Here is a 20,993-nt window from a genome sequence, read left to right on the forward strand (position 1 = left end):
CATCTATCATTATAACTACAAACGATTCCAAAAACGACTCAATCATCGAGCTCCGATCGAATATCGAATTTCGATGGCTGCATAGTCTTTTTTACAGTTGTCTACTTGACGGGGATAAGTCCAAACCATAATTGGTTCACACGTCTTTTTTTTATTACTTACTTCGCTACTTCTTCGATAATAGCTACAACTAATTCTGCTGTTTTCGCTAATTCTTCAACAGGAATTTTTTCATTTGTTGTATGAATTTCTTCATAACCAACTGCTAAGTTAACTGTTGGGATACCATGTCCTGCGATTACGTTCGCATCACTTCCGCCACCACTTTGGTGAAGAGAAGGCGTACGACCGATGTTTTCAGCTGCACGTTTCGCAACTTCTACAACGTGATCGCCAGCAGCAAACTTAAACCCTGGATACATAACGTTTACTTCAACGTCTGCATGACCACCCATTTCTTTTGCAGTTGTTTCAAATGCTTCTTTCATTTTTGCAACTTGTGCTTCCATTTTCTCATTTATTAAAGAACGAGCTTCTGCAAAGATTTGAACATGATCGCAAACGATATTTGTTTGTGTACCACCTTCAAAACGTCCAATATTTGCAGTTGTTTCAGAATCGATACGACCAAGTGGCATCTTTGCGATTGCTTTTGCTGCGATAGTAATTGCAGATACACCTTTTTCTGGTGCTACACCAGCATGAGCTGTTTTCCCGCGAATAATCGCATTCACTTTCGCTTGTGTTGGCGCTGCAACTACAATTTCACCAACTTTTCCATCACTATCTAATGCATAACCATATTTTGCTGTAATACGTTCACGGTCTAACGCTTTTGCACCAATAAGACCAGATTCTTCTCCAACTGTAATAATAAATTCAATTTTACCATGAGGAATGTTTTTCTCTTTTAAGACACGAATTGCTTCAAACATAGATGCTAATCCAGCTTTGTCATCGGCTCCTAAAATTGTAGTACCATCTGATACGATATATCCATCTTTAATAGAAGGCTTAATTCCATTACCAGGAACTACTGTATCCATATGAGAAGTGAAATAAATTGTATCAACACCGTCTTTTGTTGCTGGTAAAGTACAAATTAAGTTACCTGCACCATGACCAGTCACGCCCATCGTGTCATCCTCAAATACTTCTACACCTAAAGCAGTAAATTTCTCTGTTAACACTTTGCAAATTTCTGCTTCAAATTTTGTTTCAGAATCTACTTGTACTAACTCCATGAATTCATTTACTAAACGTTCTTGATTAATCATAAGACTGCGCCTCCTGCACTACCATTATGTATGTAACAATATTAATTATAACAGAATTTCGCAAAAGTTTCGAAATACAAGACAAAAAACAGATGGTTAACACATCTAGATACCCATCTGCCTTCTATTACTCGTTTAACAATACCCACCGCATATGATCTTCCCAGACGTCATTTACCATTAGCATTTTTCGAGACACACCTTCATATTGAAATCCTATCTTCGTCACTACTTGTATAGATGCTAAATTTCGTGGCATAATCGGTGCTTCTATACGATGTAAATGAAATTCCCCAAAAGCAACTTGAATTGCTTTTCTAAGCGCTTCTGTTGTGTAACCTTTATTCAATTCTTCCTTATCTAATTTATAACCGAGTACACAAGATTGATAAATTCCGCGAACAATTAGATTAAATGATATACAACCAATTATTTTCGTATCATCACCCTTTTTAAAAATCCATAGCCTGATGATTTTACCTTCCATGAACTCTTTTCTATCCTTTTGTAACTTTTTCTTTTGATAATCTAACGTGAAAAAATCCTCCGGTCTATACTCTTCCCACGCTTTTAAAAATTCACGATTTTTGTCGTAATATTGAAGAACTTTTTCCGCATACGACTCATCAATTTCTCTTAAATGTAAACGATTTGTTTCGTATATTTTCATCATCGTATCTCCATTCTTCAGCTTGCATAACAAAAAATTAATAATCTATCTTTTAACATATTCTCTACGTATGCTCAAATTCCCTGTAATATTTTGCACCCCTTTCCCGAATTTTGTCCTTTCTCTCCCCTTGTCCACAATTTCATTTCTCGTTACAATGAAATTGTACTGATTTGCAAGGAGGTTTAACGATGCATAAAAAAGCTCAAAAAATTATGGTTTATATAATGCTAATTTCTATGCTTGTAACAACATTACTTACTGGCGCAAGTATGTTTTGGTAAAAAGGACGATTCACTCGTCCTTTTTTTACTGCTTACACATACAAAATAGACCATCTCGAAATCGAGATAGTCTATCTTGTAATACACATTTTATTTTATATATATTACGATTGCTACAATGCTAAAGGAAAAGGCCATTACAAGTGCTATTACAAAACTTGTATATTGTTTCTGCTGAAATGCCCCAATAACAAAAGTAAGATTGAGTAATGCCATAAATACAATCGCTACAACGTAAGAACATATATTAAAAGTTGCCAATATGAATGTAATAACAAATAGAAAACCAACACAAAACTGCATGTAAGAAATTTTTGGATTTAAATACATATGAGCAACCCCTTTACTCAATTATCTTTATATATTCTCATTAACGCATGGTTATGTACACATGTCAAGACAACTTATAGAAAAGAAAAAAGCCAACCGTTTCGTTGACTTTTCCAAATGCTATGGCCCCTTTTTCCTTCGCCAATTGCTGAAATGATTTTTTCGATTTCACAATCGATACTTTCGTTCCAAGTGGAATACGATCAAACAAATATTCCACATCATGTTTTTTCATTCTTATGCATCCTTGCGAAATATATTTTCCAATTGAACTAGGCTGGTTTGTCCCGTGTATCCCATACTTACTCCCATCCGTTCCTCTTGCATTAAATCCCATCCACCTCGATCCAAGTGGATTTTTTGGAGAGCCCCCAGGAATATCCTTCGCAATATAATAGGGATCCTTCGCCTTCAATACAATGTCAAAGGTTCCTTCTGGGGTTAATTCATTTGTTTTCCCTGTCGCTACTGGAAAAACCTTTTGGATCTTCCCATCATCAATGTAAGCTAGTTTATTCGTTGCTTTATTTACAATTATAAAAGGATCTCCAGCACGTGGATTATCACCAAGAGGCCAGATTGGTGATAAAGAAAGACATAATAATAAAGAAAGAAGATACGGCATATATAATTCCTACCTTCTAAATAAGTTCTTTTATATTATCCTTTCCCTTAAAACGACTTTTAATGAGTAAATATTGCTCCATCTCATAAACAAGTTGAACGAGTTTTGCACGTATTTCAAATTCTTCTCGCGAGACTGGTAAAGGCATTTCTCTAAACACTTCTCGCATTTCTTGAAGTTGCCTTAAAGAAATAACTCCTGTACTTTCAGGACGAATAGAGTTCCCTATATTTTCAATTACATCTGCAATCATATCGGCTTGTTCATACGTCCACGATAGTGACGCAGCTAATGGTATCATTCGCTCTAAAATTTCGAATTGTTGCATGCGCATATTAAAATAACGATAATAATAGTCATCTTCTCGCATAAATGCATTCTCAAGTTTCTTAAAGGATAGATCTCTTGCTTCATTTAGCATATTCTCGGTTTCAATGAGTTCTGCCCCGCTCCAACTACTTTCTCGGTTTCGTAAATACACAACCATTTCAAATAAAATCGTTTTAAAATTAGTTTCTATTTTATCCTGATACTCTCTTAGCTTATTTTCACTACTTGGCATATACATGTTCACTAATAAAGCCACACTAATCCCTATTGTTAATATAGCAATTTCATTTCCAACTATAAGCCATGTAATTTGTTTCAATGAATATAGATGCATAACAATAACTGAACTCGTGACAATACCTTCTTGAATTTTAAGCATCACTGCAGTCGGAATAAATGTAAGTAATAATATGCTAATTGCAAGTGGTGTATAGCCAATCATTTCAAAAATGCAAAACGCGAATACCATTGATAATACACAAGCTAAAAAACGATGTAACGACACTTGAAGCGATTTACGCTTCGTATTTTGTACACATAATATAACTAAAATACCTGCTGAACTATAAAATTCTAATCCTAATAACTGGGCAATAAAAACTGCCGCGCCTGTCCCTATTGCTGTTTTTACTGTACGGTATCCAATTTTAAACATATCATTGCTCCTATATGTATAAACGTATTTACAGTTAGTATAAAAAAAGGATGACACAATGTCATCCTTTTCTGCTTATTATTCACATAACCTTTTCATATTACAATATCTTTTGTAAAAATTGTTGGGCACGTTCACTTTTCGGTGCTGCAAAAAATTGTGCTGGCGGACTGTCTTCTACAAGTTTTCCTCCGTCTAAGAAAAGAACGCGATCTGCCACCTCTTTTGCAAATCCCATTTCATGTGTAACGATCGCCATTGTCATTCCGGTCGTTACTAATGATTTCATAACTTCTAGCACTTCTTTCACCATTTCTGGATCTAGAGCAGAGGTCGGCTCATCAAATAACATAACTTCCGGTTCCATCGCTAGTGCTCTCGCAATTGCTACACGTTGCTTTTGTCCACCTGAAAGACGATTTGGATATGCATCTTTCTTATCTAATAACCCTACTTTTTCTAGAAGTTTCTCAGCTTTTTTTTCAGCCTCTTGCTTTGTTACTCCTTTTACATTGATAGGAGCATACGTAATATTTTCTAATACAGTCATATGAGGGAATAAGTGAAAATGTTGGAATACCATTCCGACATTTTCACGAACGTGCATAATATTAGTTTTCGGATTCGTTACTTCTTCCGTTCCAATCCAAATGTGACCATCTGTCGGCGCTTCTAATACATTCATACAGCGTAAAAATGTTGACTTTCCAGATCCAGACGGTCCGATAATTGCAACAACTTCTCCTTTTTCAATCGTTGTTGTAATTCCTTTTAATACTTCATTTTTTCCAAATGATTTATGAAGGTTGTCAATTTTAATCACTTTTCTTCATTCTCCCTTCAATGGCTTTCCCGACTAATGTAAGCATAATTACTAATATATAATAAACAAGTCCAACAAAAAGTAATGGCTCAAGATATTTAAACGTTTCACCGCCTACAATATAAGCACGACGCATTAAATCTGTTGCTCCAATTACAGTTACTACAGCCGATTCTTTCGTAAGAGTCGCAAACTCATTTACAAGGGCTGGTAATATATTTTTTAAAGCTTGAGGAAAAATTATATTTCTCATCATTTTCCCGTAAGGAATTCCTAAAGCCATAGCCGCTTCTGTTTGTCCTTTATCAACCGCTTGAATGCCGGCACGAATTACTTCTGACATATATGCACCTGAATTTAAGCTAAATGCTAGTACAGCTGCTACAAAGGCTGGTATCTCATATCCAATCATTTGCGGAACACCGAAATAAATAATCATTAATTGCAATACTAGTGGTGTACCACGAAATATTGATGTATAAATATCTGCTGCTATATTTAATGCTCGTATTCTAGCAATTTTACAAAGTGCTAATAACGTTCCTAAAATAAATCCTGCTAAAGCTGATGCAGCTACAATTTTCAATGTAACTTCTAAGCCCTTTAATATATATGGTATAGAAGGCGTAATTGCCGAAAAATCTAGATTCATCCTTTTCATTCCCCTCACAGAAAAGCGAAAGGCAGCTTATTTTCCGCTGCCAAACCATTTCTTCACTAATTTATCCATCTCTCCATTTTCTTGCATTTTCTTAATTACTTTATTAAATTCTTCTGTTTTATCACTGTTTTTTGGAAGGGCAATTGCTGCTCCAACTTCTTCTGGTGCTTCTTGAATTTCAATCCCTTGTAAGTCTTTCATTTTCTCTAAATAATTTTTTGCAACTGTGTCTTCTATAATTGCAGCGTCAAAACGACCCGCCTTAATTTCTTGGACGATTTCTGGTATACGGTCACGTCCCTCAGCTTTGAAATCAACTTGTTTTTTAAATTCTTCTGCTTTTTTTTCTTGGATTGATCCTGTTTGTACCCCTACTTTTTTACCTTTTAAATCTTCTAATGATTTAATGTTAGAATCCTTTTTTGAAACGATCATATTTTTAGCAACAAAATAAATATCTGTGAAATCAGCATTATTTTTACGCTCTGCAGTTGGTGTCATACCTGCCATAACGAAATCAACTTTTCCTGAGCTAAGAGATGCTAATAATCCGCCAAAATCCATATCTTTCACTTTCACTTCATACCCAAGTTCTTTTCCGATATATTTTGCAATATCAACATCAAAGCCGATAATTTCATCACTCTTTGATGCTTCCACGTATTCATACGGTTTATAGTCTGCTGAAGTCCCCATAACAAGTACTTTTTTATTTTTGCTATCCGCCTTTTCTTCCCCATTACTACAAGCACTGAACATACTTACAATTAAAATAAGTGCAAACGATATTGATAATAACTTCTTCATCTTTCTTCCCCCTAATAATGTATATTTAAAAGTTTAATAGAATATTTATTCGATGTTTGTATTGTATCAGCACTTTTATTTTTATGCAACATTTAAAATAAAAATAAATAAAAAAACAACATTAAAGCCGTTGTTAATGCATAAAAACATGCATAAAATAACGACCTCCTGCATGTTTAATTATTTTAAAAACTAAATAAAAAAGGCGGTACACCCACTTGATTGTGGACGTACCGCCTTTTTCTCTTCCTTATAGTTCTTCGCAATTGTCTTCGAAATAAGATTGTAGTTTTGCAATTACTTGCATTGGTTCATGACCTTCAATTTCATGACGTTCTACCATCGTTACAATTTTTCCATCTTTCAATAAAGCAAATGATGGAGATGAAGGTGGATATCCTTCAAAATATTCACGAGCTCTTGCTGTTGCTTCTTTATCTTGACCCGCAAATACCGTTACAAGGTGGTTAGGGCGTTTATCATAATGTACGGAATGTGCAGCAGCAGGACGAGCAATGCCACCTGCACAACCACATACAGAGTTTACCATTACAAGTGTTGTACCATTTCTTTTAAATGCTTCTTCGACTGCTTCTGGTGTCGTCAATTCTGTATATCCTGCAGAGACAATCTCTTCACGCGCTTGACGGACAACATCATTCATAAAAAAGTTAAAGTTAATCAATCTTTTCCCTCCTCTAATTCTACCTATTTGTATCTTACCAGTTAATGTTTAGAGAATACAAGTAAGTTTACTTGTATTTCAGCATAGAAAAGGTGTTAGAGCTCTTGCTCTAACACCTTTTCTTAATGGCCACGATGCTTTTGCTTTGCTTTTTGTACTTTTATAAAACGTTTTCGCTGCTTTTCTGCTTCTCGTCTCTCTTTAGATTGCACTTTCTTTTCTTGTTTATGCAGTTCATAAGATAAACTAATTGCCTCTTGCGCCTTTGTAAAACGTTTTACATTTACTTCTTTTGCCGCTTGTCGTATGATACGTTTTATATTTTTTGGACGCTGTTTTTCTTTAACTTCCACACCACATCTTGCAACGTGCTGGAAATATGCTAACATTGAACCATTTACAAATATAAGTACTTCCTCATCTGATGGTTCCGTTCCAAAAATATAACTCGCTCCATACAATTTTCCTTTTTCTTTACGCGTAATAATTCCCACAAAAAATTGACCATCGTGATATACTGTCAACTCCATTGACAGCCCCTCCTTAAAAAAAATAGAAATACTGGACATCCCGGAGGGGAAGGTTACTGACATGAAATCATGCGACTGGACTACCAACCAGAGCTGTGTTTTTGTATTTCTTTCACTACTATTATATCTTTTTTTCCATAATCTTCATATATTCAACAATCATTTTTTTATGCGATCCTACAATATAGTCCGGTAGTTCTGTTACTGGGAAGAATTTAAGCTGAACCGCTTCTTCTTTATTCATAACAAAATCACCTTCGTATTCATCCGTATAATAGGCTGTCGTTACAGATTGAAATTCATCACCGTTTGCTAATTTTGTAAAATAGTTCGCTCCAGAAAACACACTGATTAGTCGCAGATTCTTTACTTCTATTCCTGTCTCTTCATATACTTCACGGTAAGCTGTTTCTTCTGGTGATTCACCAAGCTCCATTAGCCCACCAGGCAACCCCCATTTTCCATACGGCTCTGTTCTTTGCTGTAATAATACATATCCACTTTCATTTATAACAAGTACAACAGCACCAACTAAAATTAAAGGGCGATGACCAACTATTTTTCGTAATTCTTCTACATATCCCATCGTATCGCCTCCTTTTTCGTTGTCCACACTATTGTATCATATGTATGAAACGACAAAATGCGTATATTTTTCATTTTTTTAACAAAATATTTATTTTATGTGCTTCATCTACTGTAGCTAACATAATGGATTCGATTTCTGCACTCTTCTCTAAAAACTCTTTCGCCCACTCTTCTGTTTTTCCTACTAAAGCAAGAACGTCCTGCTGAATTCTTCCATCCTTCACTAAAATAAAAGCAACTGGAGACTTTTTTCCCGCCACTTGAAGATCAAGCCGAGAAGCTGATTCGTATTCTGGATACTGAAATATAGAAACAACACCACTTGCTTCCCATAATGCTAATCTAATCGTTTGAATATCGCTCACATTTCGCATGCGAAGTTCCGAAAATAAATATTCCGCCGTAATTCTCGCCTTTTTCAAATTACTAAAATCAATGGAACCATTGTGTATAAGAATAATAGGTGCAGGCTCTAAAAAGCGTCTCCATCTATCCCATTTCAACATTAAAACAGAGCTTATTATATGAAGTACAACGAGTATGAACGTTGTAATCATCGAACCGAGTAATCCAACCTTTTCATCTGATAATGCGTTAGAAATATTCCCACCTAATAATAACACTAGTACAACGTCTAAAAATCTTAGTTGCGCAATAGACCTTTGCCCCATCGCTTTCGCAACAAGAATTAAAAATATATAAGCTATAATCGCTCGGATAACCCATTCGCCATTAGAAAGATGCCGTGCTCCTTCAAAAATATGCATAACTTTGCACTCCTTAAACGTCGCAAACTACAATTCTTTCTTAGTTTGCAACGTTTAAGGGCATATATGTAAAAAAAGCTGATTCGTTTTTAAACGAATCAGCTTTTTTCACTTAACTGAAAACATATATTTTTTATACGTCTTCCGTACCGATAATATGAGCCCCATCATAATCATATTTGAGAATAAGGAACTTCCCCCATATGATAAGAAAGGTAATGCGATACCTTTTACAGGCATTAATCCAACGATCATACCAATATTTTGGAATATTTGAACCGTTAGTATTCCTATAGATCCAGCACATAATAATGTACCAAATAAATTATCAGCAGAATAACCGATAATAATTGTTCGATAAAGTAATAACAGGAACAAGAACACAACTAGTGCCGCTACTATAAATCCGCCTTCTTCAGCAATTGTAGCGAAAATAAAGTCCGTGTGTTTCTCCGGAATATAGACGCTCCCTTCACCGTACCCTTTACCTTCCATACCTCCACTACCTACAGCTAAAATCGATTGCTGCGTTTGATAGCCTTCATTTGCATTTTCAAATGGATCTAGCCAACCTATAATACGTGATTGTTGGTGAGGTTTTAACAGAGTAACTAATTTATTAAAGAAGAAATCTGGATATTTTACAAATATAAATATTAATGTAGACAATATGGTCACCGGAATGACTGTACATATCGCAATTAATTTCTTTTGAATTCCTGACATAAATAAAATACATGCGATAGCTGCTGCATATAAGAACACCATTCCTGTGTCTGGTTGGCTATATACAACGGCCATAGGTGGAAGAGATACTAACATAATTTTCCCGACTAATTTCAAATCAGTTTGGAATGTCCGGGCCATATACTGAGCATTATGTTTCACCGCTAAACTGGCTATTATGAGAAGCAATGAAATTTTGAAAAACTCCGATGGCTGAATTTGTCCAACTACTGGAAAAACAAACCATCTTTTTGCACCTAATTTTTCAGGTGTAAAACTGGAAACCGGTAGTATTTTCAAAAGAATAAGTGAACCAAACCCAGCGATATAAAGTGGCCAAGACAATTTTTGCCATTGATCTAAGTCGATGCTTGCAACAAGAAGTAACAATACAACCCCAATTATGTAGTTAACTCCCTGCTTCATAGCAAAGTTTGCATCTCCATACTGTCCGGTTTGCTGACTGCTATATATAGCAGCTATACTCGTAACACATAGTGCACACAAAATTAAAATTAATTTTACATCTAAACTTTTTAGAAACTCGGTACTTCTTTTCATGACATCCTCCTGAAACATTGTTACAGCAAAATAAAAAACCAGGAGTCAACATTCTTCATGTTTTGACGACTGATTACACATTATCTATAAAACACTTATATAGAATAACTCTCTTTTTCATACAATACAATATATTATACTACAGTTTCATCAGTAAGATTTGCCAAAAAAATTATTCTTTTCTTATTTTATATCTATATACCATATATCAGCAATGTATTTTCGTAAATTCCTAATACATAATCGTTCATTGTAAGATTACTGGGAAAAGTGTTGTACATATAGTGGGATGCAGATGAAGAAATGAAATGATAAAAAGCTCGCAAACGCGAGCTTTTTATTAATATACAGATGTATTGTTCTCTGACGTGTTTTCTAAAATTTCTTTTACACGTCCTAAGAATTTACCACAAATTAAACCATCAAGTACACGGTGATCAAGTGATAAACATAAGTTAACCATGTCACGAGCACCGAACATACCATTATCCATAATTACTGGGCGTTTTACAATTGATTCAACTTGTAAAATAGCCGCTTGTGGGTAATTAATAATACCCATAGATTGAACAGAACCGAATGATCCTGTGTTATTAATTGTAAATGTTCCGCCTTGCATTTCATCAGCTTTTAATGATTTCGTGCGTACTTTTCCTGCAAGTTCTGTAATTTCGCGAGCGATACCTTTAATTGTTTTCTCGTCCGCGTGCTTAATTACTGGTACAAATAGTTCTTCCTCTGTTGCAACAGCGATAGAAAGGTTAATGTCTTTCTTCTGAACGATTTTATCGCCAGCCCACATTGAGTTAATTTGAGGATATTCTTTTAACGCTTGTGCTACTGCTTTCACAAAGAAAGCAAAGAACGTTAAGTTAAAGCCTTCACGCTTTTTGAAATCGCCTTTAATTGAGTTACGGTATGACACAAGGTTTGTCACATCTACTTCAATCATCATCCAAGCATGAGGTGCCTCGTGTTTACTACGTAACATATTTGCTGCAATTGCTTTACGCACACCTGTTACCGGAATCTCGATATCTCCAGGCATTGTCGGCACAGAAACTGGTTTTGCAGCTTCTACTTTTTGCGCTACCGGTGCTACTGCCACTGATTTTGGTGCTTCTGGACGCTCTGCTACTGCAACAACTTCCTCTTTCTTCGCACCTGCTTGCGGAATATTTCCAGATTCCACTAGCTTTAAAATATCTTTACGAGTAATACGGCCATTTGCCCCCGTACCTTCTACTAAATCTAAATCAACGTTATGCTCACCCGCAAGTTTTAACACAGCTGGTGAAAAACGTGGTTTTCCATCAGTTGGTTGTTTTGCTTTCGGTGCTTTTTCAGCAGTAGTTACTTCTGCTGTTGGTTCTTCTTTCGTTTTTTCCTCTACAGCTGTTGCTGCTACTTCATCTGCGCCTTCTACTTGAATGACACAAACAACTTCACCTACAGCTAACGTATCACCTTCACCAGCTATTAACTCTTTCACAATACCAGTGAAAGAAGATGGTACTTCGGCATTTACTTTATCAGTCATTACTTCTGCAAGCGGATCATACTTATTTACGTGATCGCCAACATTAACGAGCCATTTACTAATTGTGCCCTCTGTAACGCTCTCCCCGAGCTGAGGCATTGTAATATTTTCTACAGCCATGTATAGTCCCCCCGATTAAAATTCCGCAAGTTCACGCATTGCTTTTTCAACTTTATCTGGATTTACCATAAAGAATTTTTCCATTGTTGGTGCATATGGCATCGCTGGAACGTCTGGACCTGCAAGACGTGCAATTGGTGCATCTAAATCAAACAGGCAATTTTCAGCAATAATTGCTGCCACTTCACTTATAATACTTCCTTCTTTATTGTCTTCTGTTACAAGAAGAACTTTACCCGTTTTAGAAGCTGCTTCAATGATTGCTTCTTTATCTAACGGATATACAGTACGTAAATCAAGAATGTGTGCAGAGATGCCATCTTGTGCTAACTTTTCAGCTGCTTGAAGAGCAAAGTGAACACATAATCCGTACGTGATAACGGTAATATCATCACCTTCGCGTTTTACATCTGCTTTTCCGATTGGTAATACATAGTCATCTTCTGGCACTTCACCTTTAATTAAGCGGTATGCACGTTTATGTTCAAAGAATAATACTGGATCTTCATCACGAATTGCAGCTTTTAGTAAGCCTTTTGCATCATATGGTGTAGAAGGGATAACAATTTTTAAACCTGGTTGGTTTGCAAACATCGCTTCTACAGATTGTGAATGATACAATGCACCGTGAACACCGCCGCCAAATGGCGCACGAATTGTAACTGGACAAGTCCAATCATTGTTAGAACGATAACGAATTTTTGCTGCCTCAGAAACAATTTGGTTTACTGCTGGCATGATGAAATCAGCAAACTGCATTTCAGCGATTGGGCGCATACCATACATTGCCGCACCAATTGCTACCCCAGCAATTGCAGATTCTGCAAGCGGTGCATCAAGTGCACGATCTTCACCAAATTGATCATACAAACCATGTGTCGCTTTAAACACGCCACCTTTTTTACCAACATCTTCTCCTAAAACGAATACTTTCTCATCGCGTTCCATTTCTTCGCGCATTGCTAATGTAATAGCATCAATATAAGACATTACAGCCATGAAACGTTCCCCCCTATTCTGCGTATACGTGCTTCAATGCATCTTCAGGTGCTGCATACGGAGCATTTTCTGCATATTCTGTTGCTTCATTTACGATATGCATAATTTCGTCTAACATTTGTTTTTCAAATTCCTCAGTTAACACGCCAGCTTCTTTTAAATAAGCTGCAAATGTTATAATTGAATCTTTTTTCTTCGCTTCCTCTACTTCTTCTTTATCACGATAAACACGATCGTCGTCGTCACTAGAATGTGCTGTTAAACGATATGATACTGTTTCAATTAAAGTCGGGCCTTCACCACGTCGGCCGCGGTCTGCTGCTTCTTTTACAGCTTTATATACTGCAAGCGGATCGTTTCCGTCTATTGTATATCCAGGCATACCGTAACCAATTGCACGATCTGATACGTTTTTACATGCTAATTGTTTTTCAACCGGAATAGAGATTGCATATTTGTTATTTTCACACATGAAAATAACAGGTAGTTTGTGTACACCAGCAAAGTTTGCCCCTTCATGGAAGTCACCTTGGTTTGAAGAACCTTCTCCAAATGTAACGAACGTTACTAAATCTTTCTTCTCCATTTTTCCAGCTAGTGCAATACCAACTGCATGTGGTACTTGTGTTGTTACTGGAGATGAACCTGTAACAATACGATTTTTCTTTTGACCGAAGTGACCAGGCATTTGACGACCACCAGAGTTTGGATCTCCAGCTTTTGCGAAAGCAGATAACATAAGTTCTTTTGCTGTCATACCAAACGCTAATACAACACCCATATCACGGTAGTATGGTAATGCATAATCTTTCTCTCTATCAAGAGCGAACGCTGCTCCAACTTGTGCAGCCTCTTGTCCTTGACAAGAAATTACGAATGGAATTTTACCTGCACGGTTTAATAACCACATACGTTCGTCGATTTTACGTGCAAGTAACATCGTACGGAACATTTCTAATACTTGCTCATCACTTAAACCAAATTCTTCATGGCGCTTTTCTTTTACTTCTGCCATTTTTCATAACCTCCTAAATCCACATTTTTATGCGTGTAACGCTCTTCCATCTACAGCTAATGCAGCTTCACCAATCGCCTCAGATAATGATGGATGCGGATGAATTGTATGTGCTACTTCCCAAGGTGTTGCATCAAGTACTCTTGCAAGACCCGCTTCAGAAATCATATCTGTTACATGTGGTCCGATCATATGAACACCAAGAATGTCATTTGTTTCTTCATCAACTACAAGTTTTACAAAACCGTCTGATTCTCCGTATACAAGTGCCTTTCCGATTGCACGGAATGAGAATTTACCTACTTTTAACTTATAGCCTTTTTCTTTCGCTTCTCGTTCTGTTAAACCGACAGAAGCAACTTCTGGACTGCTATATACGCATTTCGATACCATAGAATAATCAATTGGTGTAACTTCTTTACCAGCAATATGTTCTACAGCAACAATTCCTTCATGCGAAGCAACGTGAGCGAGTTGTAGGCCACCGATTACATCTCCAATTGCGTAAATATGAGATTCCTTCGTTTGATAAAACTCATTTGTTTGAATGTATCCTTTTTCCACAACAATATCTGTGTTCTCTAAGCCCATATTTTGCGTATTCGCTTGTCTTCCTACAGATACAAGCATTTTTTCTGCTTTAAATGCTTTATTCTCACCGTTATGTTCAGCTTGAATTGTTACTCCATTATCTTTTACCAATGTTTCTGGTAATACTTTTGCACCAGTTACCACTTTAATACCTTTTTTCTTGAATAGACGTTGCATTTCTTTTGAAACGTCATTATCTTCTAGTGGTAATATGTTTTTCGCATATTCTAATACTGTAACTTCTACACCGAAGTCAGCAAGCATAGATGCCCACTCAATACCAATTACACCGCCACCAACGATAATGATCGAACTAGGAAGCGTTTCCATTTTTAGGGCATGATCCGAAGACATTACATACTCTCCGTCTAACTCTAATCCTGGTAATGAATTTGGACGAGAACCTGTTGCAACAAGTACATTTTTTGGAATTAACATTTCATTCTCTTCTCCACTTGCAAGTTCAACTGAAATTGTACCTGGCATTGGAGAGAAAATAGATGGGCCAAGAATACGGCCAATACCTTCAAACACATCAATTTTACCTTGTTTCATTAAATGCTGAACGCCTTTATGAAGCTGCGTCACAATCTTCTCTTTACGCTCTTGTACTTTAGCAAAGTTTAGTTCTACATTACTTGCAATAACTCCGAACTCTTCTCCTTTTTTAGCAGTTGCGTATACTTCCGCACTACGTAAAAGAGCTTTACTAGGAATACATCCTTTGTGTAAACAAGTACCACCAAGATTTTCTTTTTCAACAAGTGCAGTTTTTAACCCTAGTTGTGATGCACGAATAGCAGCAACATATCCACCAGTACCGCCGCCAACGATGACTAAATCATATTCTCTTGCCATTATCTCAACCCCTAGCTACTGTTTGTTTTTCTCGTACAACATACTCTTTCGGCGCTTCTTCTTCACGTAATACACGAAGTGCTCCTTCTGCTAACGCTTGTAATTCATCTTCTCCTGGATGTACGATAACATCTGCAATCCAGTGGACACGTTCTTTTATTTCATCGACAAGAATTTTACTGTAGGCAAGTCCACCAGTTAATACGATTGCATCGATTTTCCCGTGAAGTACAGCACTAGCTCCGCCAATCTCTTTTGCAACTTGATATGCCATTGCTTTATAAATAAGAGTTGCTTCCGGATCACCTTTTTCAACCATTTGTTCTACTTTAATTGCATCGTTTGTACCGATAAGACTTACAAGTCCACCTTGTCCGACAAGTTTTTTGACCATTTCGTCTCGGTAATACTCACCAGAGAAACACATTTCAACTAATTGTCCTACTGGTACTGTACCAGCACGCTCTGGACTAAATGGTCCTTCTCCGTTTAAGCCATTATTAACATCGATAACTTTTCCTTTTTTATGAGCACCAACTGTAATACCGCCGCCCATATGTGTAACTAATAAATTTAAATCCTCATATTTGTGATTTAATTCGTCTGCTACTTTACGAGCAACCGCTTTTTGGTTTAATGCATGGAAAATACTTTTACGTTCCATACCAGCAATACCGCTAATACGAGCAATCGGTTCCATTTCATCTACAACGACAGGATCCACAATGAATGCAGGAATATTTAATCCAGAAGCGATTTCATAAGCTAGAATGCCTCCGAGATTTGAAGCGTGATGACCGCTAAATCCGTTTTTTAAATCTTCTAACATTGCATCGTTTACTGTATACGTGCCACCTTCGATTGGACGAAGTAATCCACCACGCCCACAAACAGCGTTCAATTTTGAAATGTTAATACCGTGAGAATGTAGAACTTCTAAAATTGTTTCTTTTCGAAACTCATATTGATCGATAATTCGCTTATATTTTCCGATTTGTTCTTCATCATGACGAATTGTTTCTTCTAAAACGGGTCTTTCATTATCAAAAACACCAATTTTTGTGGATGTACTACCCGGATTAATAACAAGAATTCGATTTAAGGACAATGTTGCTACCTCCACTAATAAATTTAAAAGGAAGTGGAAACCTCATAAGAGGTAACCACACCTTTCGTAAAAGTTGTATATGAATGATTAGCGACGGCTAATAATGTCGTGACCGTTGCGTAAGTATGTGCTACGAGTGTTTTTCAAGCTTGCAATGCGCTCTTCAGCTAGACGATCTGCTGCTACATAAGTTGCTATGCCATCACGTTTTGAAATTTCGATTACTTTTGCAATTGTGTCATAAATAGACTCAACACGTTTTAATGCACGTTCTCTATTGTATCCATATAATTCGTCTGCTACGTTAATTACGCCACCTGCATTAATAACATAGTCTGGTGCGTATACAATACCCATTTCATGAATGATGTCGCCGTGACGATCTTCTTTTAATTGGTTATTTGCAGAACCTGCGATTACTTTTGCTTTAAGTTGTGGAATAGTTTCATCATTAACTGTTGCGCCTAATGCACACGGTGCGTAAATATCACATTCAACACCGTAAATTTCATTTGGCTCAACTGCTGTTGCACCGAATTCTTCTACTGCACGTTGTACAGCTTCTTTATTAATATCTGTAACGATTAATTTCGCTCCTTCAGCGTGTAAATGTTTGCATAGGTGATATGCTACGTTACCAACACCTTGAATAGAAATTACTTTTCCTTCTAGGTTATCTGTACCAAATGCTTCTTTTGCAGCTGCTTTCATACCACGGTAAACACCGTATGCAGTTACTGGAGATGGGTTACCAGAAGAACCGAATGATGGTGAAATCCCTGTTACAAAATCAGTTTCTTCATGGATAATATCCATATCATCTACTGTTGTACCAACATCTTCAGCTGTAATGTAACGTCCGTTTAGTCCTTGAATGTAGCGTCCTAATGCACGGAACATCGCTTCGCTTTTATCTTTACGTGGATCACCGATAATTACTGTTTTTGCACCACCTAAGTTTAAACCAGCTGCTGCATTTTTGTATGTCATCCCTTTTGCAAGACGCAATGCATCTTCAATCGCCGCTTCTTCAGAATCATATGTCCACATTCTTGTTCCACCTAGAGCTGGTCCAAGTGTTGTATCATGGATTGCAATGATTGCTTTTAAACCAGATTCTTTATCTTGACAAAATACCACTTGCTCATAATCATATTTTTCTAAGTATTCGAAAATTTCTAATGTCATTGTCGTTTCCCCCTAATTGTTTTACCCTATTTGGTTTATTTTGAAGCAGTCGCAACTGCCAATGCTAATGAATATACTTTTGTTTCTGCTGAATCAGCACGTGATGTTAAAACAATCGGTGCTTTAGCGCCAGCAATCATCGCTCCTACCTTTGCATTTGCAAAATAGACGAGTGATTTATATAGCACATTTCCAGCTTCAATCGTTGGGACGAGTAAAATGTCTGCCTTACCTGCTACATCACTTACTATGCCTTTATGCTCTGCTGCAATTTGTGATACTGCATTATCTAAAGCAAGTGGTCCATCAACGACACAATTTTTAATTTGTCCGCGGCGATTCATTTGAGTTAACATCGCTGCATCAATTGTCGCTTGCATCGCAGGATTAACAACCTCTACCGCTGCAATTGGCGCTACTTTCGGCAAATCAATTCCTATTGCCTGGGCAACTTCTACAGTATTTTGTATAATAGCAGCTTTTTGTGTTACATCAGGTGCAATGTTCATCGCTGCGTCTGTAACAAAAATAAGACGATCGTAATTTGGAACTTCAAACGCTGCAACGTGTGAAAGTACGCTGCCCTTACGAAGCCCCCACTCTTTATTTAATACGGCTTTCAAAATATTTGCTGTTGGGATGTTCCCCTTCATTAGTACATCTGCTTCGCCATTGCTTACAGATTTAACAGAAAGTTCTGCAGCCTCAGCACTTGACGCTGCTGCAATCACTTCAATATGTTCTGAAGTTTGTAACCCATGCTCTTGTAGCATCCCTATTATTTTCTCTTGATTTCCATATAGACGAAATTGAGCTAGCTGTAACTTGATTGCTTTCGCTACAGCTTCAATTACTTCATGATCTTCAGCTACTGCTACAGCCACAGTTTTTTTAGGCTGTCCTGCTGCTTGATCAATTAAGTGTTCTAACTTCATATTTTGTAATCAACCCTTTCCGTCGTCCCTCGTCTATTCATTAAGCAAATACCGTGCCAACTTTTAAAAGTGGTCTTACCAATAATGAAAACGCATTCAAAATGCAGTGAAATCAATACTTTGGAAAACAACGAAATATTCTGTCTTGTTTTGTCACTTTTTGTATACCATGCAATAAATTGCACGGTACGCAATTTATTGCATGCTATTTTTTGCACAGTCGTACTTTTCTAGCTTGTAATATAAGTTCCGAACTGAAATTCCTAACGCTTTTGCAGTCTTCGTTTTGTTCCCCTCAAATTTCTCTAAATATTCACGGATAATATTCCCCTCAAATTCTGTCACTAGGTGTTCAAGGGCCTTCTCTTCTAATTCAGGTAATAAATTATTTTTTTTCGTCTCTACTTGTTCTTCTTTATGTAAAGGCGGTAAATGATGTACATCAATATATATCTCGTTATAATTCATAAAGATAATAGCTCGTCCTAAAATATTTTCAAGTTCCCTAACATTTCCTGGCCATTCATATGATTGTAAATACGAAATGGCTGAATCGGTGAGTCCTTCTACATTACGACCATAATCTTGATTGATTTTTTGAATTAACCTTTCTGCAATCGCTGGTATGTCTCCTTTACGCTGACGAAGGGAAGGAATTTGAATCGGGATTTTATTTAAACGATAATATAAGTCCTCTCTGAACTTCCCTTCTAAAATAGCTTTCTCTAAATTCACATGCGTCGCAGCGATCACTCGAACATTAATAGGTATCGCTTTCGTTCCCCCTACTTTCACAATTTCTTTTTCTTGTAGTACACGAAGAAGCTTCGCTTGCGTATTTGCAGATAACTCCCCGATTTCATCTAAAAAAATACTTCCATTATTCGCTTCTTCAAAGAATCCTCGTTTTCCGCCTCTTTTCGCTCCAGAAAACGCACCTTCCTCATAACCGAATAATTCACTTTCTAATAAGGTCTCAGAAATAGCAGCACAGTTTACTCGTACGAACTTATTGTATTTTCGATTACTACCGTTATGAATAGCGTGTGCAAATAACTCTTTCCCCGTACCAGATTCCCCTCTAAGCAATACTGTTGCTGGTGTATTCGCTCCAAGCTTTGCCTGTTCAATAGCCGCCGTCGTTTCATCTGAATCGCCAACAATATCATCAAATGAATATTTCGCTTCTAACGTTCGAATAATTTGTCTTGCCCTATTCAATTCATTTGTTAATTTTTGAATTTCTGATACGTCGCGAATTACCCCGACGCTTCCTTTCAATATTCCATCAACAATAACCGGTGCTACATTTACAATTACATCCCGCTTCTTTTGCCCAATCTTCATATGTATTCCTCGTACCGCTCGGCGCGTCCGAAGTACTTTCATATGCATACTTTCACCTTCTACAATATCAGTTGTAGCCGGCTTCCCTATAATATCCTCTTCGGTTAAACCCGTTAACTTCGTATAAGCAGGGTTTATGACTAACCCTCGTCCTTTCTCATCTACAACTGAAATAGCTTCCTCAGATGAGTTGATAATCGCCTCAAGTAGCGTTTGAATTTCTTTTAAATCTGTAACTTCTTCCGCCAAATCTACAACTTCTGTAATATCTTTAAAAATCGCAAATGCGCCTTGAACTTCTCCATCTTCTTTTAATATCGGGATACGCGTTGTAATAATCTTTTTTTCATTCTCTAACGTCAGTTCATGATTCACTTCTATTTTTTTCGTGCGTATAATACGAAGCAACTTACTCGTTGGAATAACTTCTAAAATATATTTTCCTATCGCCTCTTCTTTCTTATATCCGATAATACGCTCTGCACTTTTATTAAACAGACGGACTTGTCCCTCTTGATCTATAACAATCATACCGTCATGCGTTGAATTTAAAATTAAATTCCCTTGTTGCATCTGTTCTTCCAGCTTTCCAATTAAGCCTTCCTTTTCATGCGCTAATCTCGTAACAATTTTTGCAATATCCCCTGGTATAAGAAGAGTATCTTTATGCTTGCTTCCCAATAAAATTTTATGTAAATCATAATCACCTGTCATATCAAACAATACATCAATATGCATAGAAAGAAACGGGGTTACACTATCACCAATCGGAATCCCATATTCCTTTGCGATTTGTAATCCTTTCGCAATTGGATTAATATCAATAACTCCTATAATTTGAAATATATTCGAATTTTGTAACAGACTCAGCAGTGTACTCCCACCTTCACCCGCTCCAACAATTAACACCTTTTGTTTCATACATTACACTTCCTCTCGAAGTATCTCTGCAAAATTTTTCACATCCTTATCT

General features: G+C 36.8%; 22 protein-coding genes. 1 reads left to right on the forward strand and 21 read right to left on the reverse strand.

What is annotated here, in order from left to right; translation table 11 throughout:
• Window positions 1-158 precede the first annotated feature (158 nt).
• Entirely contained in the window at window positions 159-1,277 is a 1,119-nt protein-coding gene (locus BWGOE10_RS20790; protein ID WP_002015107.1) for a tripeptidase T, read from the reverse strand.
• A gap of 127 nt (window positions 1,278-1,404) precedes the next feature.
• Window positions 1,405-1,950: a GNAT family N-acetyltransferase gene (locus BWGOE10_RS20795; RefSeq protein WP_070144798.1), complete on the reverse strand. Its 546-nt coding sequence runs from the start codon at window positions 1,948-1,950 to the stop codon at window positions 1,405-1,407.
• Window positions 1,951-2,138: 188 nt separating this feature from the next.
• Between BWGOE10_RS20795 and prli42 the strand changes: the two genes are divergently transcribed.
• Window positions 2,139-2,231 carry a stressosome-associated protein Prli42 gene (gene prli42, locus BWGOE10_RS32685; RefSeq protein ID WP_000549036.1) on the forward strand — a complete coding sequence of 31 codons (93 nt, stop codon included), beginning with the start codon at window positions 2,139-2,141 and terminating at the stop codon, window positions 2,229-2,231.
• A 90-nt stretch (window positions 2,232-2,321) separates the two neighbouring features.
• On the opposite strand, the gene BWGOE10_RS20800 is transcribed toward prli42, so the two are convergent.
• From BWGOE10_RS20800 to BWGOE10_RS20890, 19 genes are all read right to left on the reverse strand, one after another.
• Window positions 2,322-2,561, reverse strand: a complete 240-nt coding sequence (locus BWGOE10_RS20800; protein ID WP_002088543.1) for a DUF3894 domain-containing protein — start codon at window positions 2,559-2,561, stop codon at window positions 2,322-2,324.
• 64 nt (window positions 2,562-2,625) lie between these two features.
• On the reverse strand, window positions 2,626-3,186 hold the full coding sequence (locus BWGOE10_RS20805) for a L,D-transpeptidase (RefSeq protein WP_016106120.1): 561 nt from the start codon (window positions 3,184-3,186) through the stop codon (window positions 2,626-2,628).
• Between the two features lie 16 nt (window positions 3,187-3,202).
• Entirely contained in the window at window positions 3,203-4,171 is a 969-nt protein-coding gene (locus BWGOE10_RS20810) for an aromatic acid exporter family protein (RefSeq protein ID WP_070144799.1), read from the reverse strand.
• Between the two features lie 100 nt (window positions 4,172-4,271).
• A complete protein-coding gene (locus BWGOE10_RS20815) occupies window positions 4,272-4,994 on the reverse strand; it encodes an amino acid ABC transporter ATP-binding protein (protein WP_070144800.1) in 723 nt (240 codons plus the stop codon).
• Entirely contained in the window at window positions 4,987-5,646 is a 660-nt protein-coding gene (locus tag BWGOE10_RS20820; RefSeq protein ID WP_070144801.1) for an amino acid ABC transporter permease, read from the reverse strand. The genes BWGOE10_RS20815 and BWGOE10_RS20820 overlap by 8 nt, the downstream gene beginning before the upstream one ends.
• A gap of 36 nt (window positions 5,647-5,682) precedes the next feature.
• Complete coding sequence (locus tag BWGOE10_RS20825) at window positions 5,683-6,462, reverse strand: transporter substrate-binding domain-containing protein (protein ID WP_070144802.1); 780 nt, start codon at window positions 6,460-6,462, stop codon at window positions 5,683-5,685.
• A 250-nt stretch (window positions 6,463-6,712) separates the two neighbouring features.
• Window positions 6,713-7,126, reverse strand: a complete 414-nt coding sequence (locus BWGOE10_RS20830; RefSeq protein WP_002015097.1) for a BrxA/BrxB family bacilliredoxin — start codon at window positions 7,124-7,126, stop codon at window positions 6,713-6,715.
• A gap of 143 nt (window positions 7,127-7,269) precedes the next feature.
• Window positions 7,270-7,677: a YjdF family protein gene (locus tag BWGOE10_RS20835; protein WP_070144803.1), complete on the reverse strand. Its 408-nt coding sequence runs from the start codon at window positions 7,675-7,677 to the stop codon at window positions 7,270-7,272.
• A gap of 121 nt (window positions 7,678-7,798) precedes the next feature.
• On the reverse strand, window positions 7,799-8,263 hold the full coding sequence (locus tag BWGOE10_RS20840) for an NUDIX hydrolase (RefSeq protein WP_070144804.1): 465 nt from the start codon (window positions 8,261-8,263) through the stop codon (window positions 7,799-7,801).
• Between the two features lie 70 nt (window positions 8,264-8,333).
• A complete protein-coding gene (locus BWGOE10_RS20845) occupies window positions 8,334-9,032 on the reverse strand; it encodes a DUF421 domain-containing protein (protein ID WP_070144805.1) in 699 nt (232 codons plus the stop codon).
• Between the two features lie 108 nt (window positions 9,033-9,140).
• A complete protein-coding gene (locus tag BWGOE10_RS20850; RefSeq protein WP_070144806.1) occupies window positions 9,141-10,319 on the reverse strand; it encodes an FtsW/RodA/SpoVE family cell cycle protein in 1,179 nt (392 codons plus the stop codon).
• Window positions 10,320-10,659: 340 nt separating this feature from the next.
• Window positions 10,660-11,979 (reverse strand): dihydrolipoamide acetyltransferase family protein, encoded by a 1,320-nt coding sequence (locus BWGOE10_RS20855; RefSeq protein ID WP_070144807.1) that lies wholly within the window; start codon window positions 11,977-11,979, stop codon window positions 10,660-10,662.
• Window positions 11,980-11,994: 15 nt separating this feature from the next.
• Window positions 11,995-12,978: a 3-methyl-2-oxobutanoate dehydrogenase subunit beta gene (bfmBAB, locus tag BWGOE10_RS20860; RefSeq protein ID WP_000290070.1), complete on the reverse strand. Its 984-nt coding sequence runs from the start codon at window positions 12,976-12,978 to the stop codon at window positions 11,995-11,997.
• A gap of 13 nt (window positions 12,979-12,991) precedes the next feature.
• On the reverse strand, window positions 12,992-13,993 hold the full coding sequence (bfmBAA, locus tag BWGOE10_RS20865; RefSeq protein ID WP_070144808.1) for a 3-methyl-2-oxobutanoate dehydrogenase subunit alpha: 1,002 nt from the start codon (window positions 13,991-13,993) through the stop codon (window positions 12,992-12,994).
• 27 nt (window positions 13,994-14,020) lie between these two features.
• Window positions 14,021-15,442, reverse strand: a complete 1,422-nt coding sequence (gene lpdA, locus BWGOE10_RS20870; RefSeq protein ID WP_002111728.1) for a dihydrolipoyl dehydrogenase — start codon at window positions 15,440-15,442, stop codon at window positions 14,021-14,023.
• Between the two features lie 4 nt (window positions 15,443-15,446).
• On the reverse strand, window positions 15,447-16,550 hold the full coding sequence (gene buk / locus BWGOE10_RS20875) for a butyrate kinase (protein ID WP_070144809.1): 1,104 nt from the start codon (window positions 16,548-16,550) through the stop codon (window positions 15,447-15,449).
• Window positions 16,551-16,637: 87 nt separating this feature from the next.
• Window positions 16,638-17,738 carry a leucine dehydrogenase gene (locus tag BWGOE10_RS20880; RefSeq protein ID WP_002111731.1) on the reverse strand — a complete coding sequence of 367 codons (1,101 nt, stop codon included), beginning with the start codon at window positions 17,736-17,738 and terminating at the stop codon, window positions 16,638-16,640.
• A gap of 35 nt (window positions 17,739-17,773) precedes the next feature.
• Window positions 17,774-18,673, reverse strand: coding sequence for a phosphate butyryltransferase (gene yqiS, locus BWGOE10_RS20885; RefSeq protein ID WP_002033959.1), 900 nt, complete (start codon window positions 18,671-18,673; stop codon window positions 17,774-17,776).
• A 195-nt stretch (window positions 18,674-18,868) separates the two neighbouring features.
• The gene (locus BWGOE10_RS20890; RefSeq protein WP_070144810.1) at window positions 18,869-20,941 is read right to left on the reverse strand and encodes a sigma-54 interaction domain-containing protein; all 2,073 of its coding nucleotides are present in this window, start codon (window positions 20,939-20,941) and stop codon (window positions 18,869-18,871) included.
• Between the last annotated feature and the right edge of the window lie 52 nt (window positions 20,942-20,993).

This window comes from Bacillus mycoides (genome assembly GCF_001757995.1).
Classification (GTDB): domain Bacteria; phylum Bacillota; class Bacilli; order Bacillales; family Bacillaceae_G; genus Bacillus_A; species Bacillus_A mycoides_B.